The sequence below is a fragment of the uncultured Maribacter sp. genome (assembly GCF_947500405.1).
In the GTDB taxonomy this organism is placed as follows: Bacteria; Bacteroidota; Bacteroidia; order Flavobacteriales; family Flavobacteriaceae; genus Maribacter_B.
Genome location: NZ_CANMRY010000004.1, coordinates 123,429 through 146,361 on the forward strand (window position 1 = coordinate 123,429; position 22,933 = coordinate 146,361).

The window sequence follows — 22,933 nt, forward strand, 5'->3', positions numbered from 1 at the left end:
ATGAACATGAACGATTTAAAAAATTCAAAAGCTTCTGTTTCTACAAAAACCATTAATAAAAATGAGTTTGATAAAGAAACAGAAAATATTTACGAGGCTATTTCTATAGCATCTAAAAGAGCTATTCAAATAAATTCTGATATTAAAAAAGAACTTTTAGAAAAATTAGAGGAGTTTGCTACGTATAGCGATAGTTTAGAAGAAGTTTTTGAAAATAAAGAACAAATAGAAGTTTCTAAATTTTACGAAAAACTACCAAAGCCACATGCATTAGCAGTAGAAGAGTGGTTAAATGATAAAATATACTACAGAAATACAGAGAAAGACGCATAATATATGTTAGCTAATAAGAACATCCTTTTAGGAATTACTGGAGGGATTGCAGCTTATAAGACTACATTTCTTGTTCGTAAACTTATTAAAACTGGCGCCAATGTTAAAGTTGTTTTAACAGAGAGCGCCAGCTCTTTTGTCTCTCCACTTACCTTAGCCACGTTATCTAAAAACCCTGTTGTAACCTCTTTTGTTTCTAAAGAGGAAAACCAAGTAGATTGGAATAATCATGTGGAATTAGGTCTTTGGGCAGATTATATGATTATTGCTCCTGCAACTGCAAATACTATGTCTAAAATGGCTAATGGTACTTGCGATAATTTATTGCTAGCAGTATATTTATCTGCTAAATGCCCTGTTTTTATTGCTCCAGCAATGGATTTGGATATGTATAAACACGGTTCTACAAAAGCATCTTTAACTACTTTGGAGTCTTACGGTAATATAATTATACCTGCTGCTTCTGGTGAATTAGCAAGTGGTTTAGTTGGTGAAGGCAGAATGGCAGAACCAGAAGATATTGTTTCGTTTGTAGAAAATGAAATAGCCAAGAACCTTTCTTTGCAAGGAAAAAAGGTTTTAATTACGGCTGGACCAACGTATGAGGCTATAGACCCTGTTCGTTTTATAGGGAATCATTCCTCTGGTTTAATGGGGTATGAACTTGCAAAAAGTGCTGCGAATTTAGGGGCAGAAGTAATATTAGTTTCAGGGCCATCTAAATACACTGTGGATCACAATTTTATTCATTTGGTAAAAGTAGTTTCTGCAGATGAAATGTATGACGAAGTACATAAATATTATAAAGAAATAGATATTGCAATTTGTGCGGCAGCAGTAGCAGATTATAAACCTAAAATAAAAGCAACTCAAAAAATAAAAAAGAAACAAGAGGAGTTTTCTATTGAGCTTGTTAAAAATAAAGACATTTTATTTTCTTTAGGTGAACAAAAAACGAATCAATTTTTAGTTGGTTTTGCTTTAGAAACAGAAAATGAAGTAGAAAATGCAACTGGAAAGTTAAAAAGAAAAAATTTAGATGCTATTGTTCTTAATTCTTTAAACGATAGTGGTGCTGGTTTTGGAAAAGCAACTAATAAAATCACCTTCATAGATACCAATTTACAGATAAAAACGTTTGAATTAAAAACTAAGGCAGCTGTTGCTCTAGATATATTAAACGAAATAATTCAAAGACTAGATGCGTAATCTAATTATCGCTATATTTTTTTTAGGTTTTTCTTTGTTTGTAAAAGCACAAGAATTAAACTGTAAAATTACTGTAAACTCTGATCAGGTTTCACAAACTAATCAGCAAATTTTTAAAACTTTAGAACGTTCTTTAAACGATTTTGTAAATAAAACAAAGTGGACAAATAAGGTGTATAAGGAGAATGAACGTATTAATTCTCAGTTGTTTATTACTATTACGGAGTATGAGTCTAACAGGTTTAAGGGTAATATACAAATACAATCTTCTAGGCCGGTTTTTAATACATCTTATGAAACTCCAGTCTTTAATTATAAAGACAATCAGTTAAACTTTGAATACATAGAATTTCAGCCATTAGTTTTTAATGAAAACGTGTATGAATCTAACTTAGTAAGTGTTGTAGCTTATTATGTGTATATAATGATAGGGTTAGATGCAGATACATTTGCATTAGAAGGCGGTAGTGAGTTTTTTAGAAAAGCGCAAAGTATAGTTACACAAGCACAAGGAGGTAATTCAGCAGGGTGGAGCCAGTCATCAGACCGAAGTCGTTTTGAACTTGTAGATAATTTACTTTCTAATACCTATAAAGAGTACAGAGTTGCAATGTATAATTATCATAGAAAGGGGTTAGATATTCTTGGAGATAACAATAGTACAGGTAAGCAAATTATTGCAGGTACCATGAACTTGTTTGATACTATGATAAAGAGAAGACCTAATGCTTTTTTAATGCAAACTTTTTTTGATGCTAAGTCTGAAGAAATTCAAAATATCTTTTCTGGAGGCCCAAAAGTGGATGTGGTGAAGTTAAAAGAAACCTTAAATAGGGTTGCGCCATTATATTCTAGTACCTGGAATGATATTAAATATTAACTCTATTTTTTTACGATAGAATATAGATTACATTTGTAGCAATAAAATTATCTACATTGCTTACAAATTTATCCATAAAAAATTACGCCCTAATAGATCACTTAAATGTATCCTTTACAAAAGGATTTACGGTAATTACGGGAGAAACAGGAGCTGGTAAATCTATACTTCTTGGAGGTTTGTCTTTAGTCTTAGGGAAACGCGCAGATTTGTCTTCTTTAAGAGATAAAACAGTTAAATGTGTTATAGAGGCAGAGTTTAATATAGAAAAGTATAATCTAAAATCTTTCTTTACCAAACAAGATTTAGATTATGAGAGTACCACAATTATACGTAGAGAAATACAGCCAAGCGGAAAATCTAGAGCATTTGTAAATGATACACCGATAACCCTAGATATACTATCAAGATTAGGAGAAAAACTAATCGATGTGCATTCCCAACATCAAACTTTACAATTAGGAGATAATAATTTTCAGTTAAAAGTAATAGATGCTTTAGCAGACAACTCTAAAATTTTAGAGAAATATGCTGCTGCTTTAAAATTATATCAATCTTTAGTAAAAGAATTAGAAGAGCTTATTTTATTTCGTGATAACGCCTCTAAAGAGCAGGATTATAATAGCTTTTTATTAAAAGAATTAGAGTCTGCGCCTTTAAAAGAAGGAATTTTGGAAGAATTAGAGCAAGAATATGAGCAGCTTAATAATGTAGAGCTCATCATGGAGCAGTTGGCAACAGGTAATCAATTACTTAATGAGGAGCAAATAGGTGTAATAGGGGCTCTTTCTCAATTAAAACAAGTAACTACTAAGTTGTCTAATTTTAGTACTAAATACAATTCTTTAAATGAAAGAGTACAATCTGTTTTTATAGAGTTAGATGATGTTGCTACAGAATTACAAGATTATATAGAGAATACCGAAGCAAATCCTAAAGTTTTAGAAGAGGTTAACGCAAAACTTCAGTTGTTGTATGATCTTCAAAAAAAGCATAGTGTTTTAACTATAGAAGAATTAGTTGCTGTAAGAGAAGATTTAAGTAAAAAAGTTTCTACTACAGAGAATATAGAATCTACAATTAAAGAAAAAGAAGAAGCACTTTCTAAGCAAAAAAATGTTTTAGAAGACATTGCTATAAGCTTACGAAAAAGAAGACAAAAAGTAATACCTAGTTTAAAAAAACAATTAGAAAATTCATTAAGTACTTTAGGAATGCCAAGTGCTTCCTTTACTATAGAGGTTAATAAAGCAGAGGCTTATAAAGCATTAGGTAAAGATGATTTGGTGTTTTTATTTTCTGCCAATAAAGGAGGTAATTATGGAGAACTAAAAAAAGTAGCTTCAGGTGGTGAACTTTCTAGAATTATGTTGGTAATAAAAGCAATATTAGCTAAATATGAAGATTTGCCAACCATAATGTTTGATGAAATTGATACAGGTGTTTCAGGTGAAATATCTGGACAAATGGGGGTTATTATGAAGAATATGAGTGCAGATATGCAAGTTTTTTCTATAACGCATTTACCACAAGTAGCATCTAAAGGAAACCAACATTATAAAGTACGCAAAACAGAAGATAAACAAGGAACAACTACTAATTTATACATACTATCTGAAGAAGAAAGAGTAGTAGAGTTAGCAGAAATGTTGGGAGGAAAAGAACATTCGAATTCTGCAATTGCACATGCAAAGGAATTATTAAGTGGAGCATAGATATTTATAGATGCTTAACTACTATTTTTTTAACATATTTTAAATATCTTTGATTTTTATAAAAACCCTAAGAACAGGAAAATGGCATATAATTTATTAAAAGGCAAAAGAGGAATTATTTTTGGAGCATTAGATGAAAATTCTATTGCATGGAAAACAGCATTAAGTGTCCATGCAGAAGGAGGTACTTTTGTTTTAACCAATGCGCCAATTGCTTTACGTATGGGGCAATTAAAAGAGCTTGGAGAGCAAACAGGTTCAGAAATTATACCTGCAGATGCAACAAGTGAAGAAGATTTAAAAAATCTTGTAACAAAATCTATGGAGATTTTAGGAGGTAAAATAGATTTTGTTTTACATTCTATAGGAATGTCTGTAAATGTTCGTAAAGGAAGGTCTTATATGGATGAAAACTATGACTTTACAGCTAAAGGTTGGGATATATCTGCTTTGTCTTTTCATAAGGTAATGCAAACATTATATAAGAATGATGCTATGAGCGAGTGGGGAAGTATTGTTGCTCTAACGTATATGGCAGCGCAAAGAAGTTTTCCTGATTATAATGATATGGCAGATAATAAAGCATATTTAGAATCTGTAGCACGTAGTTTTGGTTATTTCTTTGGAAAAGATAAAAAAGTAAGAGTTAATACTATTTCACAATCTCCTACTGCAACAACTGCTGGTCAGGGAATTAAAGGGTTTAATGGCTTTATTAATTTTGCAGACCAAATGGCACCATTAGGTAACGCAACAGCGCAGGATTGTGCAGATTATACCATAACACTATTCTCGGACCTTACACGTAAAGTTACCATGCAGAATTTATTTCATGATGGTGGTTTTTCTAATACAGGAGTTAGTAGAGAAGTAATGGATAAGTTTGAATAAAGTTATTTTATATAAATAATTTTTTAGGTTGACTTTTGGGAATACTATTCCTGGAAGTCAATTTGTTTTTTTACGTAAATTTACCAACAAATTAGGTTTCTATGGATTTGTCTTTTTCTTTTATTGTTCCAGTTTATAATAGACCTAATGAGGTTTTGGAGCTCTTAGAAAGTCTTTCTAAGCAAACGTATGCCAAACCTTTTGAGATAGTACTTATAGAGGACGGTTCTACAGTTTCTTCAGAAAATGTGGTGCAAAGTTTTGCATCAAAATTAAACATATCTTACTATAAGAAATTTAATTCTGGCCCAGGAGATTCTAGAAATTATGGAATGCGAAGAGCAAAAGGAAATTATTTTATAGTGCTAGATTCCGATTGTATAATTCCGCCTCAATATTTAGAAGTAGCAGAAAAATCTTTGCAAGAAAATTTTGTTCACTGTTATGGAGGTCCAGATGCGGCACATGAATCTTTCTCTACAGTGCAAAAAGCAATTAATTATGCAATGACCTCTTTTTTTACTACAGGTGGAATAAGAGGTGGAAAAAAGGCAGTAGACAAGTTTCAGCCTCGTAGTTTTAATATGGGGATCTCTAAAGAAGCATTTGAGAATGTAGGCGGTTACGGTAATATTCACCCAGGAGAGGATCCAGACTTAACCATACGTATTTGGAATAAAGGATATGATACAAAGCTAATACCAGAAGCATATGTGTATCATAAAAGAAGAATAGATTGGAATAAGTTTTATATACAAGTAAATAAATTTGGAATGGTAAGGCCAATTTTAAATAAATGGCATCCAGAAACGCAAAAATTAACCTACTGGTTTCCTACGCTATTTTGTATTGGTTTTATAGTATCTATTTTATTACTGTTATTTGGTATTTGGATTCCTTTAGCATTTTATAAAGTCTACTTTGTAATATTGTTTTTTCATTCTTTATTACAGAATAAAAACTTTAGTGTAGCAGCACTCTCTTTGGTTGCTGTGGTTATTCAGTTTGTAGGTTATGGATACGGTTTTTTAAAATCTACTTTTTGGATTAACTTTAGTAAAAAGAAACCAAGAGAAATATTTCCAAATTTGTTTTTTAAAATTAACAGCATACTTTGATAAAGAAAATAGGTAAACATTTAAAGAAGAGAAAAGTAAAAATATTTTCTATTTTTTTACTAGTTTCTAGTTTAGCTTGGTTTATAAACAAACTATCAGAATCTTACACGAGTAACACAACGTTTAAATTAAATTATTATAATATCCCTGAAGGGTATCTTTTAAAGTCTGTTACAAAAGAAAAGTTAGATGTAAAGTTACAGGCTATAGGGTTTCAGTTTTTAAGTTTTGGGTTAAGTGCTAAAGAAATAGCTATAGATTTATCGGAAGAAGAAGTAAAGAACTCTAAGTTTAGTTTATCTGTAAAGCAAATACAAAAACAAGTGGAAAAAGCTTTGCCAAACTCTATGGTTTTAAAAGATTTGGATAAGGAAAATATAGATTTTGAGTTGGTTAAAATAATAACGAAATCTATTCCAGTAAATGCCAATATAAAGCTAACTCTTCAAAAGAATTGTATGTTAGATGGTGCTATTGTTTTAGAACCTAATAGTATTGAAGTTACGGGGCCAGAAAATGAAATAGATACCTTGCAGAATTTAAAAACAGCCTTAGTAGAGTTGTCTAATATTGGGGAAGACTTTTCTAAAAGAACCAAAATAATAACTCCTAAAGTATTAAAAAATACAACTTATAGTACAGAGAATATTATTGTAAAAGGCGATGTTTCTCGTTTTTCAGAAAAAATAATTAATAATATTCCTATTAAGGTTATTAACTTGCCTCAAGGTACTATAGTAAAGATTTTCCCAGACAGAGTTAAAATTTTGTGTAAAGCAAAATTAGAAGTATTAAAAAAAATATCGAAAAAAGATTTTGTTGTAACAGCAAATTACAATAATATGCTACAAGGTAAAGAAAAAGTAGCACTGAAAATTACTAGTGCGCCAAATAAAGTTTATAGTGCAACTCTTTTAGAAAACAAAGTAACCTATATTATTAGCGAGCAATGAAAATAATTGGTTTAACAGGAGGTATTGGTAGCGGAAAAACTACTGTTGCAAACTTATTTTTAGCATTAGGTGTTCCTGTTTATAATTCAGATAAAGAAGCTAAAAACTTAATGAGTACCTCTAAATTTTTAATTAGAGAAATAAAAAAACTATTAGGAGAAGAATCCTACAAAAAGTCAAAATTAAATAGAAACTATATTGCGGGGAAAGTTTTTAAGGACAAAAAATTGTTACAAAAACTTAATGCTATAGTGCACCCAGCTGTACGGGAAAACTTTTTACAGTGGGTAAGTGAACAAAGTACTTCATACGTAATTCAGGAAACAGCACTTTTGTATGAAAATAATACAGCTTCATTATATGATGCTGTAATTTTAGTTACAGCTCCAGAAGAACTTAGAGTAGAGCGAGTTTTGCATAGAGACGCTACAAGTAAAGAAGCCATTTTAGCTCGTATTAATAATCAATTAAGTGATAAAGAGAAAATAGCAAAGGCAAATTTTATCATTGAGAATATTGATATTAAAGAAACAGAACAAAAAGTAGAAGCATTACATAAGTCTTTGCTTGCATATAGCTAGCATAGAGAGATTTTTACATTTTTGTTAAGGTTAGGTTAAAGGTGCAATTTTCTATAGGTTAAATCTTAATTTTACAAAGAATGAATAAGAGGTTGTTTGTTATTTTAGTTGTTTTAATGAGCCTCTCACTTGTTGGAATTATTTTTGTTCAAATCTTTTGGATCAAACAATCTGTTGAGGATAAGGAAGAACAATTTTCCAATACAGTGTCGGAAGCTCTTAATAATGTTACAAATAAAATAGCTAGTAGAGAAACAAGAAACTATTTTGATAGGTATTTTAATCTTAGAGATAGCATAGGGAAACCTAAAAGTTCTCACTTAAGGAATTTCTTTTTTATAGATAGAGATATAAACTCTAATGAGATACGTATGTATTCGCATGGTATCTTAGAAGAAGATTATAATATAGCATCTACGTTCTTTGACAATGGAAGTATAGACACCGTAACAACAATTAAAAACTATACAAGTAAGCGTACCACTGCAATTTATAAAGAAAATGTTGGTCTAGATGGCAAGCAATATGAATTAAATGCAGTTCAGAAATTTGAAAAAATTGGCGGCTTATCTGAAATAGAAAGAGCGCAAATGGAGGATGTTTTTAGTGAATATGCTAAGAAAGTACCTATTCATAGAAGAGTTTCTACACAGGAAATAGAGTTGTTGTTAGATCGTGAATTAAAAAATAGAGGATTAAATGTAGATTTTGAATATGGAGTATACAGTAAAGGTTTGCCAACAAAAGTAAAATCTAAAAAGTTTAAGTATACCAAAACAAATATTTACCAATCGCCTATTTTTAAAGATTTAGAAGGGAATTCTAATTTTTCTTTGCTTATTAATTTTCCGAAGAAAAAAAGATTTTTAATACAATCTATTTTAGGAATGGCAGGTTTGTCCTTGCTATTTACCTTAATTATTGTTCTTGCTTATGCAGGAGCTATATACCAGTTAATACAGCAGAAACAAATATCTGAGATTAAGACAGATTTTATAAATAATATGACGCATGAGTTTAAAACACCCATTGCAACTATTAATTTGGCTGTAGAAGCTATTAAGAATCCTAAAATAATAGAAGATAAAGAAAAAGTAATGCGGTATTTGCAAATGATACGTGATGAAAATAAACGTATGCACGCGCAAGTAGAAAATGTATTACGAATATCTAAATTAGAAAAAAACCAACTAGATATTAGTAAGGATAGGATAGATGTACATGACATAATAGAAGATGCAATAGCGCATGTAGAATTAATTGTTGAAGATAGAGGAGGTTATATAAATACACATTTAGAAGCGCAAAGAACAGATGTGTTAGCTAATGAAATGCATTTTACCAATGTAGTGGTAAATGTTTTAGATAATGCAATTAAATACTCTGTACAAGCACCAAAGATTGATGTATATACAGAAATTGCAAAGAGTAACATAATTATAAAAATAAAAGACCAAGGCTCAGGAATGAGTAAGGCGGTATTAAAAAAAGTGTTCGAAAAATTTTATAGAGAACACACAGGAGACATTCATAATGTAAAAGGGCACGGATTAGGGCTTTCTTATGTTAAAAAAATAATAGATGATCACCAAGGTGAAGTTTATGCAGAAAGTGAAAAAGGAAAAGGAAGTACTTTCTATATAAAGTTACCGTTAATTTAAAATAATATGGAGACAACAGAAAAAAAAATACTATTAGTAGAAGATGATCCAAATTTTGGTATTGTTTTAAAAGATTACTTAGCAATGAATAACTTTGATGTTACTCTTGCTAAAAACGGTATGGAAGGTTTTGAGAAATTTAAAAAGGACAATTATGACGTATGTATTTTAGATGTAATGATGCCTTATAAAGATGGATATACTTTAGCAAAAGAAATTAGAGAAAAGAACGAGAATGTTCCAATTATTTTCTTAACAGCTAAAACAATGAAGGAAGATGTTTTAAAAGGATACAAAGCTGGTGCGGATGATTATTTAAATAAGCCTTTTGATTCTGAAGTGCTTTTAATGAAACTTAAAGCAATACTTCAAAGAAAGACATCTAATACACTAGCTGATAGTAGAAAATTTGAATTTGTAATAGGTGGATTCCATTTAAATTCTAAACTTAGATTTTTAAAATTTGGAGAAGAAGAGGCTGTAAAACTTTCTCCTAAAGAAAATGAGTTATTGCGTTTATTAGCCTTACATGAAAATGATTTAATGCCAAGAGAATTAGCGCTTACAAAAATTTGGAGAGACGATAATTACTTTACCTCTAGAAGTATGGATGTTTATATTGCTAAACTTAGAAAGTACTTAAAAAAGGACGATTCTGTAGAGATTCTAAACATTCACGGAGAAGGCTTTAGATTAGTAATAAAAACAGAAGAATAGTCTCTGTATTTTAAAAAGATTTAAAAACCATCTAAAATTTTTTAGATGGTTTTTTCTTTTACCTGTTTTTCTAATGTATTTAAAAATACTTTCCAATCATAATTAAAATCAAGCCAAAGAGTGTCTTCATTCTTTTTAAACCAAGTTTGTTGTCTTTTGGCAAATCTGCGGGTATTTTTTTTAATTTCAGAAATAGCAAACTCTAAAGTCCACTCTCCATTTAAATAATTAAAAAGCTCTTTGTAGCCAACAGTATTTAAAGCATTTAAATGTTTTTTGCTTTCTAAGGATTTTACTTCTTCTAAAAGCCCTTCTTGTAGCATAATATCTACTCTTTTGTTTATACGGTCGTAAATTATTTCTCTATCTGCAGTAAGTCCTACTGTAATTACATTAAAAGGTCTGTTTTCTTTCTTATCTGTAATAAAAGAAGAATAAGGTTTACTAGAACCAATACAAACTTCTAAAGCTCTTATGACTCTATGTGGGTTTTCTGTATCTACTACAGCATAGTATTTTGGGTCTAATAGTTTTAGTTGCTCTTGGAGAGGACTAATGCCATCATTTATTAGAGTGTTATTTAGTTTTTCTCTAATTTCAGGAGCTACTTTAGGAAATGTGTCAAAGCCTTTAATTATTGCATCTACATACAATCCGCTGCCACCAACTAGTACTACAATTGAATGTTTTTTATGAAGTTTAGCAATGCAAGCAAGTCCTTCTTTTTCAAAATCTCCAACGGAATAGGGGGTTATAATACTTTTGTTTTGTATAAAATGGTGCTTGGCTGCTTGTAATTCCTCTTTTGTAGGAACAGCCGTTCCAATACGCATTTCTTTAAAAAATTGTCTAGAATCTGCAGAAATAATTTCAGTATTAAAATGCTGTGCTATTTTAATTGCAAGTTTTGTTTTTCCTATAGCTGTAGGGCCTACAACAGAAATAATGGTGTTTTTCATTATAAGGTTCCTCCGCAATTGTAGCAATGTTTGGCATTGTCTCTATGACCTTCCGCAGAGCAATTTGGACAACTTTGTGTGTTTGTATGAACAAAGTTACTTCCGTTATCTACGGCATTACCTTTCTGCTTATTGTTTTTAGCAAACTCAGTAGTTACAATACCTGTAGGAACCGCAATAATGCCATAACCTAATATCATAATTAATGTTGCAATAAACTGCCCCCAATGTGTCTGTGGAGCAATATCTCCATATCCTACAGTAGTTAAAGTAACTATAGTCCAATAAATACTTCTAGGTATGCTTGTAAATCCAGTTTCATCGCTCTCTATATAATACATTAAAGTACCCATTATTATAGATAAAATGATTACTACATATATGAAAACTGCAATTTTAGCTCTGCTAGATTTTAAAGCTCTAGTTAATTCTGATGCTTCGCCAATAAATTTAACAAGTTTTAATATTCTAAAAACACGTAACAGTCGTAAAGCTCTAACTGCCAAAAATATTTGGGAGCCCGCAAAAAAGTAAGAAATGTATAGTGGGATTGTAGATATAAAATCTATAATACCATAAAAGCTAAAAACATATTTTAAAGGTTTTTTAATACTTACTATTCTTAGAATATATTCTATACTAAAAAAAATAGTAACTACCCATTCAAAAGCATATAGAGCATCATGATACTTAGCATCAATCTCTTTTACACTTTCGAGCATTACTAGTATTACGCTTATTATTATTAGAATAAAAAGAATAATATCAAACCATTTACCCATAGGAGTATCTGCCTCATAAATAATTTCATGAATTCTATTCTTCCAAGTAGTGTTAGTTTTTTTTTTGTTCAAAATTTAGGTGTTCAATTCTATAATTTTTACGACTCTCTTTTTTCTAAGATAAGTTTCAATTAAATGTATGGCATTTTTACCACCATTCATAGGTGTTATAATAGATTCTAATATGTTTAAATTATTTATTTGAAAATTTAAATCGTAAAATCCTAACCCTATAAAAATACCATCTTTTATTAAAATGGCGCTATATTCTCCAATTTCTCTTCCTTTGTCAACAATAATTATGCTTTTGTTTGCAAGACTATATTTATTAATTGCCATTAATGCTCTCTGGTTATACTCCGTAACAAGTTCTTTTTCTATACAAGCACCATTACACTTATTTTCATCGTATTTAGAACAGTTTTTTTTAGCTTCCGAGACCCCATTTATTTTATCACATAAATTAAATTCTTCATTTATTTTATAAATAAAATTTTTAGCGCCATGAATGCTGTTAAATGTCGTAAGATTTGGTCTATTACCAGTAATATGACTTGCATTAAAACTAATGTAGCCTTCTTTAGTTTCTCCTTGATATACAGCGTGAGAATATATTTTTTGTTTATTCTTATTGTTGTATCTAGGTTTAGTTTTATTTTGCTCTTCTAGCTCTTTTAATAGAGCTATTAACTCATTTCCTGTTTTTTCGTAAGTTACTTTCTTTGTTTCTTTTTGAAGTTTACGAGCTCTATCTCCTCTTTTTGTAAAATGTATATTAACTCTTTTTTTAATGTTTTTACTGTGCCCCAAAAAGAGAATTTCCCCGTCTTTATTAAGCATGTAATAAACCCCAACAACAGATGGTAAGTCTTCTATGATATGAAGTTGTTTTTCAGAAAGTTCCCCATGGGTTTCTTTTCTTATTACAGTTTTAAGAATTTCTTTATCGGTATCTTTTGCAAGTAGTAACTTAAATAGTTTTACTGTTGCTAAGGCATCTCCATTAGCTCTATGTCTATCACTAACTGGTATTCCTAAGGATCTAACCAATTTTCCTAAACTATAAGATTCTGCATCTGGTAGTAGCCTTTTAGAAAGTTCCACAGTACACAAGGTTTTTCTTTCAAAATTATATCCTAGTCTTTTAAATTCAGTTCTTAAAATTCTATAATCAAACTGAGCGTTGTGTGCTACCAAAACAACATCTTCGGTAATTTCTATAATACGTTTAGCAACCTCGTAAAATTTAGGTGCTGTGCGTAGCATTTTGTTGTTTATTCCTGTAAGCTTAACTACAAAGGGTTGTATTTCTTTTTCAGGATTAACTAAGCTAATGAATGTATCTATTACTTTGTGTCCATCAAATTTATGGATAGCAATTTCTGTAATACCTTCTTCATTGTATTTTCCTCCTGTGGTTTCTATATCTAGTATTACGTACATTAAGTTGCTTTTTTAAGCGAGTTTGATGTTACTTATAATTTCTAACTCCAAAAATACTACTACCTATTCTTACCATGGTGCTTCCTTCTTTTATAGCTATTTGGTAATCTCCACTCATGCCCATAGATAAGATTGTAATGGTTGGAAGAATATTTTTTGTGTTGTTGTAAATTGATTTTAAAGAACTAAATTCTTTTTTTATTTGATTTTCGTCACTTGTAAAAGTAGCCATTCCCATGAGTCCCTTTATCTCTATATTTTTTAAATTTTCATAACTTTTAGAATTAAGAAGTGCTATTAATTCTTCTTCATTTAACCCAAATTTGGTTTCTTCTGTTGCAATATGAATTTGTAATAGGCAAGGAATTATTCTGTTGTGTTTTGCAGCCTGTTTATTAATTTCGGTAAGTAGTTTTAAGCTATCTACACCATGAATTAAAGAGACAAACTCGGCCATGTACTTTACTTTATTGCGTTGTACATGCCCAATCATGTGCCATTCTATGTCTTTAGGAAGTGTTTCCCATTTTTGAACCATTTCTTGAATCTTATTTTCGCCAAAAATGCGTTGACCAGCATTGTAAGCTTCTTGTAGATCCAGAATAGGCTTTGTTTTAGAAACAGCAACTAATGTAACCTCATTAGGAAGCGTGTTTTTTATGTTTTGTAAATTTTGCTTTATAGACATAAAGATATACTACTATTTTAAGCAAATTGCTTTGCTATTTTTTCTGCTTTTTTGGACTCGGAATAATCATAAAAACCTTCTCTTGATTTTACACCTAGCTTGCCTGCCATTACCATGTTTACTAAAAGAGGACAAGGAGCATACTTTGGGTTTTTAAAACCATCATAAAGTACGTTTAGAATAGATAAACATACATCTAAGCCTATAAAATCGGCTAACTGTAAAGGTCCCATTGGGTGCGCCATACCTAATTTCATAACGGTGTCAATTTCAGATACTCCTGCAACTCCATTATATAATGCTTCTATGGCTTCATTTAACATAGGCATTAAAATACGATTTGCAACAAAACCAGGATAGTCATTAACTTCGGTTGGAGTTTTTCCTAATTGGAGCGAAATGTCCATTATGGTTTTTGTAGTATTGTCTGATGTGTTGTAACCTCTAATAATTTCTACTAATTTCATGATTGGCACAGGGTTCATAAAATGCATTCCTATAACCTTATCTGGTCTATTCGTAACTGCAGCAATTTTAGTAATAGAAATAGAGGAAGTATTTGTTGCTAGAATAGTATTTTCTTGGCAAGCTTCGTCCAACTCTTTAAATATTTTTAGTTTTAAATCGGTTTTTTCTGTAGCTGCTTCTACTACTAAATCTGTGTTTTTAACACCATTAGGGATAGAAGTATATGTTGTAATATTTGCTAAAGTGTTAATTTTAACATCTTTCGTTATTTTATCTTTGGTAATAAGACGGTCTAAATTTTTAGTAATCGTAGCAATACTTTTTTCCAAAGATGCTTCAGATATATCTACTAGATTTACTTTAAAATTATTTTGAGCAAATACATGAGCAATACCATTACCCATTGTTCCTGCTCCAATAACAGCAATGTTTTTCATGCTAAATATGATTAAAAGATTCTATAATTTCTAATGCAACTTTTAATGCGGCAGTACCGTCTTGTAGGGTTACAATGGGAGTAGAGTTAGAGTTTATTGCATCTGCAAAGGTTTCTAATTCGTCTAAAATTGCGTTGTTTGTTTCTATTTCAGGGTTTTCAAAATAAATTTGCTTTTTTTCTCCTTCTGCATTTTGTAAAATCATATCAAAATCACCAGTTTTTTCGGGAGCATCTTTCATTTTTACAACCTCTACTTTTTTCTCTAAAAAATCTACAGAGATATAAGCATCTTTCTGAAAAAATCTAGATTTTCTCATGTTTTTTAAAGAAATTCTACTCGCTGTTAAATTCGCAACACAACCATTTTCAAATTCCAAACGAGCATTAGCAATGTCTGGAGATTTACTTATAACCGAAACACCACTAGCATTTACTTTTATGACCTTAGATTTTACAACGCTTAGAATAGCATCTATATCATGAATCATTAAATCTAAAACCACTGGCACATCTGTTCCTCTTGGATTAAATTCTGCCAAACGGTGCGTTTCAATAAACATGGGAGCATCTATACTATTTTTAACCGCAGAAAAAGCAGGGTTAAATCTTTCTACATGCCCCACTTGTCCTTTTACATTATTCTTAGTGGCTAAAGAAATAAGCTCTTCGGCTTCTTCTAATGTATTTGTTATAGGTTTTTCTATGAAAATGTGCTTACCTTTTTCTATTGCTTTTTTAGCGCAGTCGTAGTGAGAAAGAGTAGGAGTTACTATGTCAACAACATCTACGGCATCTATAAGTGCATTTATATTATCAAAATAGGTGTACCCAAATTGGTCGGCTACTTTTTTACCATTTATAGCATCAGGGTCATAAAAACCAATTAAAGTATATTTATTAGATTCATTTAATAGGCGAAGATGAATTTTTCCTAAGTGACCAGCGCCAAGAACACCAACTTTAAGCATATATTTCGTTTTTTCAAAAATACGGATACTTTAGAAGTTTATTGTCTTGATATTTTAAAACTTTATGGTTATAATAATAGAAATATTTGATACTAAAAATATACTAAGAAATAGCGTTTCGTTTTTATTCTTCTAATTAACTTTCCTAACTTTGAGAACTAAACCAACCCCGATTGAAAGATACTCTTAAACATAGCGGAATGCGTAATAAATTAGCAGAAGTGCTAATTGAAAAAGGTATAGAGGATAAGAATGTTTTAAATGCTATTAGGAAAATTCCCAGACATTTGTTTATGGATAGTAGCTTTGAGGGGCATGCGTACCAGGACAAGGCTTTTCCAATTGCAGCAAACCAAACTATTTCGCAACCGTATACTGTGGCTTTTCAGACAGAGCTTCTGCAAGTTTCTGCAAATAAAAAAATATTAGAAATTGGTACAGGGAGTGGGTACCAAACAGCGGTTTTATTGGCCTTGCATGCTAAAGTGTATTCTATAGAAAGGCAATTAGAGCTTTTTAAAAAAACATCTATTTTTTTTAAGAAAATGGGATATAGACCAAAAAAAATGATTTTTGGCGATGGTTACAAAGGTATGCCAGAGGAAGCTCCTTTTGATGGTATTATTGTTACTGCGGGTGCTCCAGAAGTACCAAAAACCTTGCTGGCACAATTAAAAATAGGAGGTAGGTTAGTTATTCCTGTTGGTGTAAATGATCAAATAATGACATTATTTGTTAGAAAATCTGAGAAAGAGTTTCAAAAAACCGAGTATGGTTCTTTTCGTTTTGTGCCTCTATTAGAAAACAAAAATTAAGAGTTGAAACTTTTCTTAACTCTTGCTAAATCTCTTTTGTTATCGCGATCTTTTATGGTTTCTCTTTTGTCGTAAAGCTTTTTACCTTTTGCTAAAGCAATATTCATTTTAGCAAAACCTTTTTCGTTTATAAAAAGGTTAAGAGGCACTATAGTTAGTCCTGAGGTTTTTACTTCTCGATCTAGTTTTTTTAACTCTCTTTTGTTTAATAATAGCTTGCGTGCAGCCTTTGGTAAGTGATTATAATGAGAGCCATGAGAGTATTCATCAACCTGCATATTAATTACAAAGAGCTCTCCTTTGTCATTAAACTCACAAAAACTTTCTGTTATAGATGCTCTTCCGTATCTAATAGATTTAATTTCTGTACCAGATAAAACAATACCAGCAGTATATTTATCTAGAATCTCGTATTCAAAACGAGCTTTCTTGTTTTTAATGTTTATGTTAGTTTGCATAATAAAACAAAAATAAGCACAATATTGGGATAAGCATTTTTATTGCCTTAAAAAAGAAAAACTTTATTTAAGTAAATTATAAACATAAGTGCGATATGTTAATCAGGGCAATTACAGTTTATATGTAAGCGTTGTGAAGTTGCAACCCCGTTAGTTATTTGAACAATAAAAAGGCTGCCATTGTCGTAGTCTTCCATAATACTGTATTTATCTTCTTCTAATAACTGATTAACAAATTCTGGAGTAGTATCACCATGACCAACAATTAAAATAGTTTGATTTACATGGTCTTTTTTAAACTGGTTTACTATAATATCATCAAAATTATAATACTTTACATCTATATTTTTTTTAACAGATGTAGGTGCAGCAGTCATAGAACTTCTTAAAAAATCTGTAGAATAAATAGCATCTAGTTCTACATCATCAAAAATTTCAGCCCAATGCATAGCTCTTCCTAGTCCTTTTTGAATAAGTTCTGGATCTATATTATCCGTGTTACTCCTGTCTTTTTCTGCATGTCTTATAAAATAGTAAGTAGATACTTCTTTTACAGGATTAACTTTCTCTGAATTAGTTTTGTCTTTACAAGAAGAAAAATTAACAAATAATAATATAACTAGTAGGCTTTTAATTGCTTTCATAATTGGATAGTCTGTAACTTAGATAATAACTAAAAATAGGGGAAAATAGTATTTAGAAGCAGTTTTTTTTGTTTTTTTGCATATGCAAAAAAATAATATACTTTATATAGTTTTTTTAATGTTCTTGGTGTCTAATGCGCAAAATGTTATTTTGCCTGGAGACATTAGGCAACATAATATTACAAATATTAGTAGCAGTTTATTAAATCCTGCAAGTTCATTATTAGGGAGAACAACTCAATCAATAGATTTTTGGACACGTTGGCAATGGCAAAATATAGATGCGGATCCAACATCTATATTTTTAAATTATAATAGAAAACTATCAGATGTTTCATCTATAGGGGTGGGGTATTTGCAAAATAATACAGGAGTTTTTATTGATACTGGTGGAGTAATAAATTATGCGCATAATATAAATCTAGGCTCTGGAATAGACTTAGGAATTGGGCTTAATGTTATTGGTTACCAGCAAGAATTAGCAGATACTCGTTTACAAACGAATCAACAAGCTCAATTGCCACATTTTATTACTAATAGTAGTGCAAGTGCATTTATATTGCAAGTGGCACCTGGAATAAACTTACAAATAGATCGTTTTAGTCTTGGTTTTGTTGCAGAGAATTTATTTGATTATAATTTTAAAACTAAAGAGAGACATTCATTTTCATCTGAACGCATTTATTATGTTTCTGGAGCTTATGAGTTTCCTTTATCCTTATTTAATGAAGATGCTTATTTACAGCCCAACATTTACTATAAATCTGTGCCCAACCAAGATTCTCAGTTTGGCATTACTACAATTTTAGATACGTCTAAGTTTTGGTCGCAAGTAGGTTATAATAATTTTTATGGTATATCTGCAGGAGCAGGAGGACATTTTTTTAAAAGTTTTTCAGTTGGTGCATTAGTAGAATTTGCAACTAGTAATGATTTAAATGATGTGAATCCAACTTTTGAGATTGTTACCGCGTATAATTTTGGTAAAGAATTAGAAAAACAAACTCCAGAGGATATTGAAAAAGAAAAGCAAGAAAAAGAACTTGAAGAAAAGGAGAAGTTAAAAGAAAAATTAACTAAAACGGAATCTCTTGCATTAAAGGAAGAAACTAAGAAAAAAGAAAAAGAAGCTAAAGAAAAAGCTAAAATTAAAAAAGATTCTTTATCTAAAGTTAAAAATACTAGGGTTGCTATTTCAACAAAAGATAATCGTAAACGCAAAAAAGATTCTATTAGGAACCATAAACGTAAATTGAAACTTGAGAAAGAAGCTAAGAAAGAAGAAACAAGATTAGCTATGATTAGAGCTCAAGAAAAAAAGACTGCAGATTCTCTTGAAAATATACGTTTGCAAGAAGCTTTAGCATATTCTAGAAAGTTAAGAGAAGAAAAGGCTAAGGATTCCCTTAATGCTATTAAACTAGCTCTTGAAGAAAAAGAGAGAATAAAAAATATAATAAAGACAGAAGTTGTTACTTTGCAAAAAGGGGAGAAGTATGAAGAGGTAATTAAAGAAGGAAATTTAGAGCCTGGATATTATTTAATAGCAAATGTATTTAGAACTAAAAAATATCATGAACTTTTTAAAGAAGACATGAGGAAGAAAGGATTTAATGTGGGGTCTTTTTATAGAAGTAAGAATAAGTTTAATTACGTATATTTAATTCGTTACAATACTATTAAAGAAGCTAGGCAAGGTAGAGATAGTGGTATAAGTGGAAGATATACTCAAAAACTATGGATATTTAGAGTAAAAGGAGAGTAGAATAAAATTAAATAGAGAGATTGAAATTTATTTTTTAATCTCTTTTTTTATAAGAACCTCTAAATAGGCAACTGTATTTAATAAGTATTTACGGTCTTTTGTAATAGTAGACATTGCAACAGCTCCTTGTATCATGGTGTACATTTGTTTAGCAAATTGTAAAGGAGTTACTGGTAAATGAATTTCATTATTGTTTACACCATTTTCTAGAATTAGAGCTATTTTACCTTCAATATCTTTAATTGTTTCTCTGGAAGCTGCAGCCAATAATTTATTATTGTGTTGCGCATCTACACCTGTATTAAGAATAGGACAACCACCTAAAGGAAGCGTAAAGATGTCATATTTACGGTAAAACTTTATAAGATTAAATAATTTATCTAAAGATTTCCCATCTATAGCAAGCTGTTTATCAATAGCATTTAATAGTATATTACGACTATATTCAAAAGCAGATAAAGCAAGGGCTTCTTTGTTTTCAAAATTCCCATATAAAGCACCTTTGGTTAAACCAGTAGCGTCCGTTAAATCGCTCATGCTGGTACCTATATAACCATGTTTATTAAAAACAGGAGCTACAGTTTCTATAATAAAAGCGGTTGTTTTTTTTGCTTTTCCAGACATTAATGGGGTGTTATTTTATACGAATATAAAAAAACTATATACTGTATGGTATAAATTTTAATAAAAAAAATCGATATAGCTATAATTATGAATAGCTATATCGATAAAATAAATAAAATTTATGAAGCTAGTTCGTTTTGATTTCTAAAAACTAAAGTATCGTTAAAAGAATCTATTAATACAATACTTTCAGCTTTAATGTTTCCTTTTAGAAGTTCTTTAGATAAATTATTAAGAACTTCTTTTTGTATTACTCTTTTTATTGGCCTAGCACCATACTGTGGTTCATAACCTTTATTTGCTAAGTATGTAATAGCTTCTTGTGTGGCATCTATAGCAATATTTTGCTTATTGAGCATTTTTTTAAGTTGTTCTATCTGTAGTTCTACTATTTGTTTAATATCTTCTTTGTTTAAAGGGGTAAACATGATAATATCATCTATTCTATTTAAAAATTCGGGCCTAATAGTTTTTCGTAATAAACCTAAAACTTCTACTCTGGCAGATTCTGTTGCGCTAAAAGTGTCTTTACTATTTTCAAATTTTTCTTGAATAATATGGCTTCCCATATTACTTGTCATAATTATAATAGCGTTTTTAAAATCTGCAACCCTACCTTTATTATCTGTTAATCTACCTTCATCCAAGACTTGTAATAGAATATTGAATGTATCTGGATGCGCTTTTTCTATTTCATCTAATAGTATTACAGAGTAGGGGCGTCTTCGCACAGCTTCTGTTAATTGTCCGCCTTCATCATAACCAACATAACCTGGAGGTGCACCTACTAATCTACTTACAGAATGACGTTCTTGATATTCACTCATATCAATTCTTGTCATAGCGTTTTCGTCATCAAATAAATAAGAAGCTAATGTCTTTGCAAGTTCTGTTTTACCAACTCCTGTAGTTCCTAAAAATAAGAAAGAACCTATTGGCTTTTTTGTGTCTTGTAAACCTGCTCTACTTCTTCTAATAGCATCAGAAACAGCAACTATTGCTTCTTCTTGCCCTACAATGCGTTTGTGTAAAACATCTTCTAATTGCAATAGTTTTTCTCTTTCGCTTTGCAGCATTTTTGTAACAGGTATACCAGTCCATTTTGCAACTACATCTGCAATGTCTTCATTAGTAACCTCTTCTTTTATAAGCGTTCCTGCATTTTGCTGTTGTTCAAGTTCTACCTGTAGTTTTTCTAGATTTTCTTGCGCATCTTTTATTTTGCCATACCGTAGTTCAGCAACTTTACCATAATCTCCATTTCTTTCTGCCCTTTCCGCTTCTAGTTTATAGTTTTCAATATCCTGTTTCGTTTTTTGGATATTGTCTACTACTGTTTTTTCACTTTCCCATTTTGCAAAAATTTCAATTCGCTCTTCTTTAAGGTTCGCTAATTCTATATTCAAAGACTTTACTTTAGCAGTATCGTTTTCACGTTTTATTGCTTCAACTTCTATCTCTAACTGCATTATCTTTCTATCCAAAACATCTAACTCTTCTGGTTTAGAATTAATTTCCATTCTTAATTTAGAAGCAGCTTCATCCATTAAATCTATAGCCTTATCTGGTAAAAAACGATTTGTAATATAACGTTGCGATAGTTCTACAGCAGCTATTACGGCTTCATCTTTTATTCTTACTTTATGATGCGCTTCATATTTTTCTTTAATGCCTCTAAGAATAGAAACTGCACTTTCAGTATCTGGTTCATCTACTATTACTTTTTGAAAGCGACGTTCTAGAGCCTTATCTTTTTCAAAGTATTTTTGATATTCGTCTAAAGTTGTTGCTCCAATTGCTCTTAACTCTCCTCTTGCTAATGCTGGTTTAAGAATGTTTGCTGCGTCCATAGCACCCTGACCTCCGCCAGCACCAACTAAGGTGTGTATTTCATCAATAAATAATACAATATCTCCGTCAGATTCTGTTACTTCTTTTATTACAGATTTTAATCTTTCTTCAAATTCCCCTTTATATTTTGCACCAGCTATTAGCGCACCCATATCTAAAGAATAAATAATTTTTTCTTTTAAATTTTCAGGAACATCACCAAGTACAATTCTATGGGCAAGGCCTTCTGCAATGGCCGTTTTACCAACACCAGGTTCCCCAACTAACATTGGGTTATTTTTGGTTCTTCTAGATAATATTTGAAGGATTCTACGAATTTCTTCATCACGACCTATAACAGGGTCTAAATTACCATTGTCTGCTAATTTGTTTAGATTTTTGGCATATTTATCTAGAGAATTATACGTTTCTTCTGCACTTTGAGAAGTTACATTTCCTCCTTTTCTTAACTCATCTATAGCAGCTTCTAAATCTTTTTGGGTAACGCCTTGGTCTTTTAATATTTGCGCTATCTTACTTTTAGATTTAAAAATGGCAAGTAATAAATGTTCCAAAGAAACATACTCGTCTTTCATTTTCTTAGCAAGAACACTTGCTTCAGTTAATGTTTTACTAGCCTCTCTGGATGCCATAATATCTCCTCCAGACACTTTTGGGAAACTCTCTAACTCTTTGTCTAATATTTGTTTTAATAAATTATTATTTACATTTAACTTTTTTAAAAGAAACGGAAGTACATTTTCATCTACTTCAGATATTCCTTTATATAAATGTTCATTTTCTATTTGTTGATGCCCTAAAGATTGTGCAAGTATTTGTGCTTGCTGTACAGCTTCTTGGGATTTTATAGTAAAATTATTAAAGTTCATAGCTCTTATAATTTAATGTTATTTCTTAGTTTTGGTGTATAGAGGTCAACAATCTTACCAAGAAGGGAGTGTAGACAAAATGTCTGAAATTGCTTGTTAACA

Annotated in this window: 22 protein-coding genes; 12 read left to right on the forward strand and 10 right to left on the reverse strand. The window is 30.6% G+C overall.

The annotated features are described in order from the left end of the window. From Q0945_RS06985 to Q0945_RS07030, 10 genes are all read left to right on the forward strand, one after another. Complete coding sequence (locus tag Q0945_RS06985; protein WP_211333210.1) at positions 1–333, forward strand: DNA-directed RNA polymerase subunit omega; 333 nt, start codon at positions 1–3, stop codon at positions 331–333. 3 nt (positions 334–336) lie between these two features. After that, complete coding sequence (coaBC, locus tag Q0945_RS06990) at positions 337–1,542, forward strand: bifunctional phosphopantothenoylcysteine decarboxylase/phosphopantothenate--cysteine ligase CoaBC (protein WP_299432604.1); 1,206 nt, start codon at positions 337–339, stop codon at positions 1,540–1,542. Continuing rightward, on the forward strand, positions 1,535–2,422 hold the full coding sequence (locus Q0945_RS06995) for a DUF4835 family protein (protein ID WP_299432607.1): 888 nt from the start codon (positions 1,535–1,537) through the stop codon (positions 2,420–2,422). The genes coaBC and Q0945_RS06995 overlap by 8 nt, the downstream gene beginning before the upstream one ends. Positions 2,423–2,478: 56 nt before the next feature. Beyond that, positions 2,479–4,137 (forward strand): DNA repair protein RecN, encoded by a 1,659-nt coding sequence (recN, locus tag Q0945_RS07000; protein ID WP_299432610.1) that lies wholly within the window; start codon positions 2,479–2,481, stop codon positions 4,135–4,137. 81 nt (positions 4,138–4,218) lie between these two features. Then, a complete protein-coding gene (locus tag Q0945_RS07005) occupies positions 4,219–5,028 on the forward strand; it encodes an SDR family oxidoreductase (protein WP_121067438.1) in 810 nt (269 codons plus the stop codon). A gap of 101 nt (positions 5,029–5,129) precedes the next feature. Then, positions 5,130–6,146: a glycosyltransferase gene (locus Q0945_RS07010; RefSeq protein WP_299432614.1), complete on the forward strand. Its 1,017-nt coding sequence runs from the start codon at positions 5,130–5,132 to the stop codon at positions 6,144–6,146. After that, positions 6,143–7,099, forward strand: a complete 957-nt coding sequence (locus Q0945_RS07015; RefSeq protein ID WP_299432616.1) for a YbbR-like domain-containing protein — start codon at positions 6,143–6,145, stop codon at positions 7,097–7,099. Before Q0945_RS07010 ends, Q0945_RS07015 begins: the two co-directional genes overlap by 4 nt. Next, entirely contained in the window at positions 7,096–7,680 is a 585-nt protein-coding gene (coaE, locus tag Q0945_RS07020) for a dephospho-CoA kinase (protein ID WP_299432619.1), read from the forward strand. The genes Q0945_RS07015 and coaE overlap by 4 nt, the downstream gene beginning before the upstream one ends. Positions 7,681–7,760: 80 nt before the next feature. After that, complete coding sequence (locus Q0945_RS07025) at positions 7,761–9,341, forward strand: HAMP domain-containing sensor histidine kinase (protein ID WP_299432622.1); 1,581 nt, start codon at positions 7,761–7,763, stop codon at positions 9,339–9,341. Positions 9,342–9,347: 6 nt separating this feature from the next. Further along, complete coding sequence (locus tag Q0945_RS07030) at positions 9,348–10,058, forward strand: response regulator transcription factor (protein WP_299432625.1); 711 nt, start codon at positions 9,348–9,350, stop codon at positions 10,056–10,058. 41 nt (positions 10,059–10,099) lie between these two features. Here the strand turns inward: Q0945_RS07030 and miaA are convergent, their stop codons facing one another. From miaA to Q0945_RS07060, 6 genes are read right to left on the reverse strand one after another with little or no spacing between them, the layout of a single operon-like run. Next, positions 10,100–11,017 carry a tRNA (adenosine(37)-N6)-dimethylallyltransferase MiaA gene (gene miaA, locus Q0945_RS07035; protein WP_299432628.1) on the reverse strand — a complete coding sequence of 306 codons (918 nt, stop codon included), beginning with the start codon at positions 11,015–11,017 and terminating at the stop codon, positions 10,100–10,102. After that, positions 11,017–11,871, reverse strand: a complete 855-nt coding sequence (locus Q0945_RS07040; RefSeq protein ID WP_299432631.1) for an ion transporter — start codon at positions 11,869–11,871, stop codon at positions 11,017–11,019. Before Q0945_RS07040 ends, miaA begins: the two co-directional genes overlap by 1 nt. Before the next feature lie 3 nt (positions 11,872–11,874). Then, entirely contained in the window at positions 11,875–13,242 is a 1,368-nt protein-coding gene (locus tag Q0945_RS07045; RefSeq protein WP_299432634.1) for an exonuclease domain-containing protein, read from the reverse strand. Between the two features lie 28 nt (positions 13,243–13,270). After that, positions 13,271–13,930, reverse strand: a complete 660-nt coding sequence (locus Q0945_RS07050; RefSeq protein WP_299432636.1) for a YggS family pyridoxal phosphate-dependent enzyme — start codon at positions 13,928–13,930, stop codon at positions 13,271–13,273. A gap of 17 nt (positions 13,931–13,947) precedes the next feature. Continuing rightward, the gene (locus Q0945_RS07055; RefSeq protein ID WP_299432639.1) at positions 13,948–14,835 is read right to left on the reverse strand and encodes a 3-hydroxybutyryl-CoA dehydrogenase; all 888 of its coding nucleotides are present in this window, start codon (positions 14,833–14,835) and stop codon (positions 13,948–13,950) included. Between the two features lies 1 nt (position 14,836). Beyond that, positions 14,837–15,805 (reverse strand): Gfo/Idh/MocA family oxidoreductase, encoded by a 969-nt coding sequence (locus tag Q0945_RS07060; RefSeq protein ID WP_299432642.1) that lies wholly within the window; start codon positions 15,803–15,805, stop codon positions 14,837–14,839. A gap of 173 nt (positions 15,806–15,978) precedes the next feature. Here Q0945_RS07060 and Q0945_RS07065 point away from each other — a divergent pair, with 173 nt between their 5' ends. Further along, the gene (locus Q0945_RS07065) at positions 15,979–16,620 is read left to right on the forward strand and encodes a protein-L-isoaspartate(D-aspartate) O-methyltransferase (RefSeq protein ID WP_299432645.1); all 642 of its coding nucleotides are present in this window, start codon (positions 15,979–15,981) and stop codon (positions 16,618–16,620) included. Here the strand turns inward: Q0945_RS07065 and smpB are convergent. Both smpB and Q0945_RS07075 read right to left on the reverse strand, forming a co-directional pair. Next, on the reverse strand, positions 16,617–17,078 hold the full coding sequence (smpB, locus tag Q0945_RS07070; protein WP_299432648.1) for an SsrA-binding protein SmpB: 462 nt from the start codon (positions 17,076–17,078) through the stop codon (positions 16,617–16,619). The genes Q0945_RS07065 and smpB overlap by 4 nt on opposite strands. A gap of 98 nt (positions 17,079–17,176) precedes the next feature. Then, entirely contained in the window at positions 17,177–17,722 is a 546-nt protein-coding gene (locus tag Q0945_RS07075) for a phosphoglycerate mutase family protein (RefSeq protein WP_299432651.1), read from the reverse strand. Between the two features lie 82 nt (positions 17,723–17,804). On the opposite strand from Q0945_RS07075, the gene Q0945_RS07080 reads away from it, so the two are divergent. Next, positions 17,805–19,487 (forward strand): PorP/SprF family type IX secretion system membrane protein, encoded by a 1,683-nt coding sequence (locus Q0945_RS07080; protein ID WP_299432654.1) that lies wholly within the window; start codon positions 17,805–17,807, stop codon positions 19,485–19,487. A gap of 27 nt (positions 19,488–19,514) precedes the next feature. Here Q0945_RS07080 and Q0945_RS07085 read toward each other — a convergent pair whose 3' ends face one another. Continuing rightward, complete coding sequence (locus tag Q0945_RS07085) at positions 19,515–20,111, reverse strand: TetR/AcrR family transcriptional regulator (RefSeq protein ID WP_299432657.1); 597 nt, start codon at positions 20,109–20,111, stop codon at positions 19,515–19,517. 119 nt (positions 20,112–20,230) lie between these two features. Beyond that, on the reverse strand, positions 20,231–22,831 hold the full coding sequence (gene clpB, locus Q0945_RS07090; RefSeq protein ID WP_299432660.1) for an ATP-dependent chaperone ClpB: 2,601 nt from the start codon (positions 22,829–22,831) through the stop codon (positions 20,231–20,233). Positions 22,832–22,933 lie beyond the last annotated feature (102 nt).

Bases quoted from the DNA above. Each gene is read 5' to 3' on its own strand.
- Q0945_RS07010 (WP_299432614.1), top strand. From the start codon at position 5,130: ATGGATTTGTCTTTTTCTTTTATTGTTCCAGTTTATAATAGACCTAAT.
- Q0945_RS07050 (WP_299432636.1), bottom strand. From the start codon at position 13,930: ATGTCTATAAAGCAAAATTTACAAAACATAAAAAACACGCTTCCTAAT.
- Q0945_RS07025 (WP_299432622.1), top strand. From the start codon at position 7,761: ATGAATAAGAGGTTGTTTGTTATTTTAGTTGTTTTAATGAGCCTCTCA.
- Q0945_RS07085 (WP_299432657.1), bottom strand. From the start codon at position 20,111: ATGTCTGGAAAAGCAAAAAAAACAACCGCTTTTATTATAGAAACTGTA.
- Q0945_RS06985 (WP_211333210.1), top strand. From the start codon at position 1: ATGAACATGAACGATTTAAAAAATTCAAAAGCTTCTGTTTCTACAAAA.
- Q0945_RS07055 (WP_299432639.1), bottom strand. From the start codon at position 14,835: ATGAAAAACATTGCTGTTATTGGAGCAGGAACAATGGGTAATGGTATT.
- Q0945_RS07080 (WP_299432654.1), top strand. From the start codon at position 17,805: ATGCAAAAAAATAATATACTTTATATAGTTTTTTTAATGTTCTTGGTG.
- clpB (WP_299432660.1), bottom strand. From the start codon at position 22,831: ATGAACTTTAATAATTTTACTATAAAATCCCAAGAAGCTGTACAGCAA.
- coaE (WP_299432619.1), top strand. From the start codon at position 7,096: ATGAAAATAATTGGTTTAACAGGAGGTATTGGTAGCGGAAAAACTACT.
- Q0945_RS07075 (WP_299432651.1), bottom strand. From the start codon at position 17,722: ATGAAAGCAATTAAAAGCCTACTAGTTATATTATTATTTGTTAATTTT.
- Q0945_RS07045 (WP_299432634.1), bottom strand. From the start codon at position 13,242: ATGTACGTAATACTAGATATAGAAACCACAGGAGGAAAATACAATGAA.
- Q0945_RS07060 (WP_299432642.1), bottom strand. From the start codon at position 15,805: ATGCTTAAAGTTGGTGTTCTTGGCGCTGGTCACTTAGGAAAAATTCAT.
- smpB (WP_299432648.1), bottom strand. From the start codon at position 17,078: ATGCAAACTAACATAAACATTAAAAACAAGAAAGCTCGTTTTGAATAC.
- Q0945_RS07030 (WP_299432625.1), top strand. From the start codon at position 9,348: ATGGAGACAACAGAAAAAAAAATACTATTAGTAGAAGATGATCCAAAT.
- miaA (WP_299432628.1), bottom strand. From the start codon at position 11,017: ATGAAAAACACCATTATTTCTGTTGTAGGCCCTACAGCTATAGGAAAA.
- Q0945_RS07005 (WP_121067438.1), top strand. From the start codon at position 4,219: ATGGCATATAATTTATTAAAAGGCAAAAGAGGAATTATTTTTGGAGCA.
- Q0945_RS06995 (WP_299432607.1), top strand. From the start codon at position 1,535: ATGCGTAATCTAATTATCGCTATATTTTTTTTAGGTTTTTCTTTGTTT.
- coaBC (WP_299432604.1), top strand. From the start codon at position 337: ATGTTAGCTAATAAGAACATCCTTTTAGGAATTACTGGAGGGATTGCA.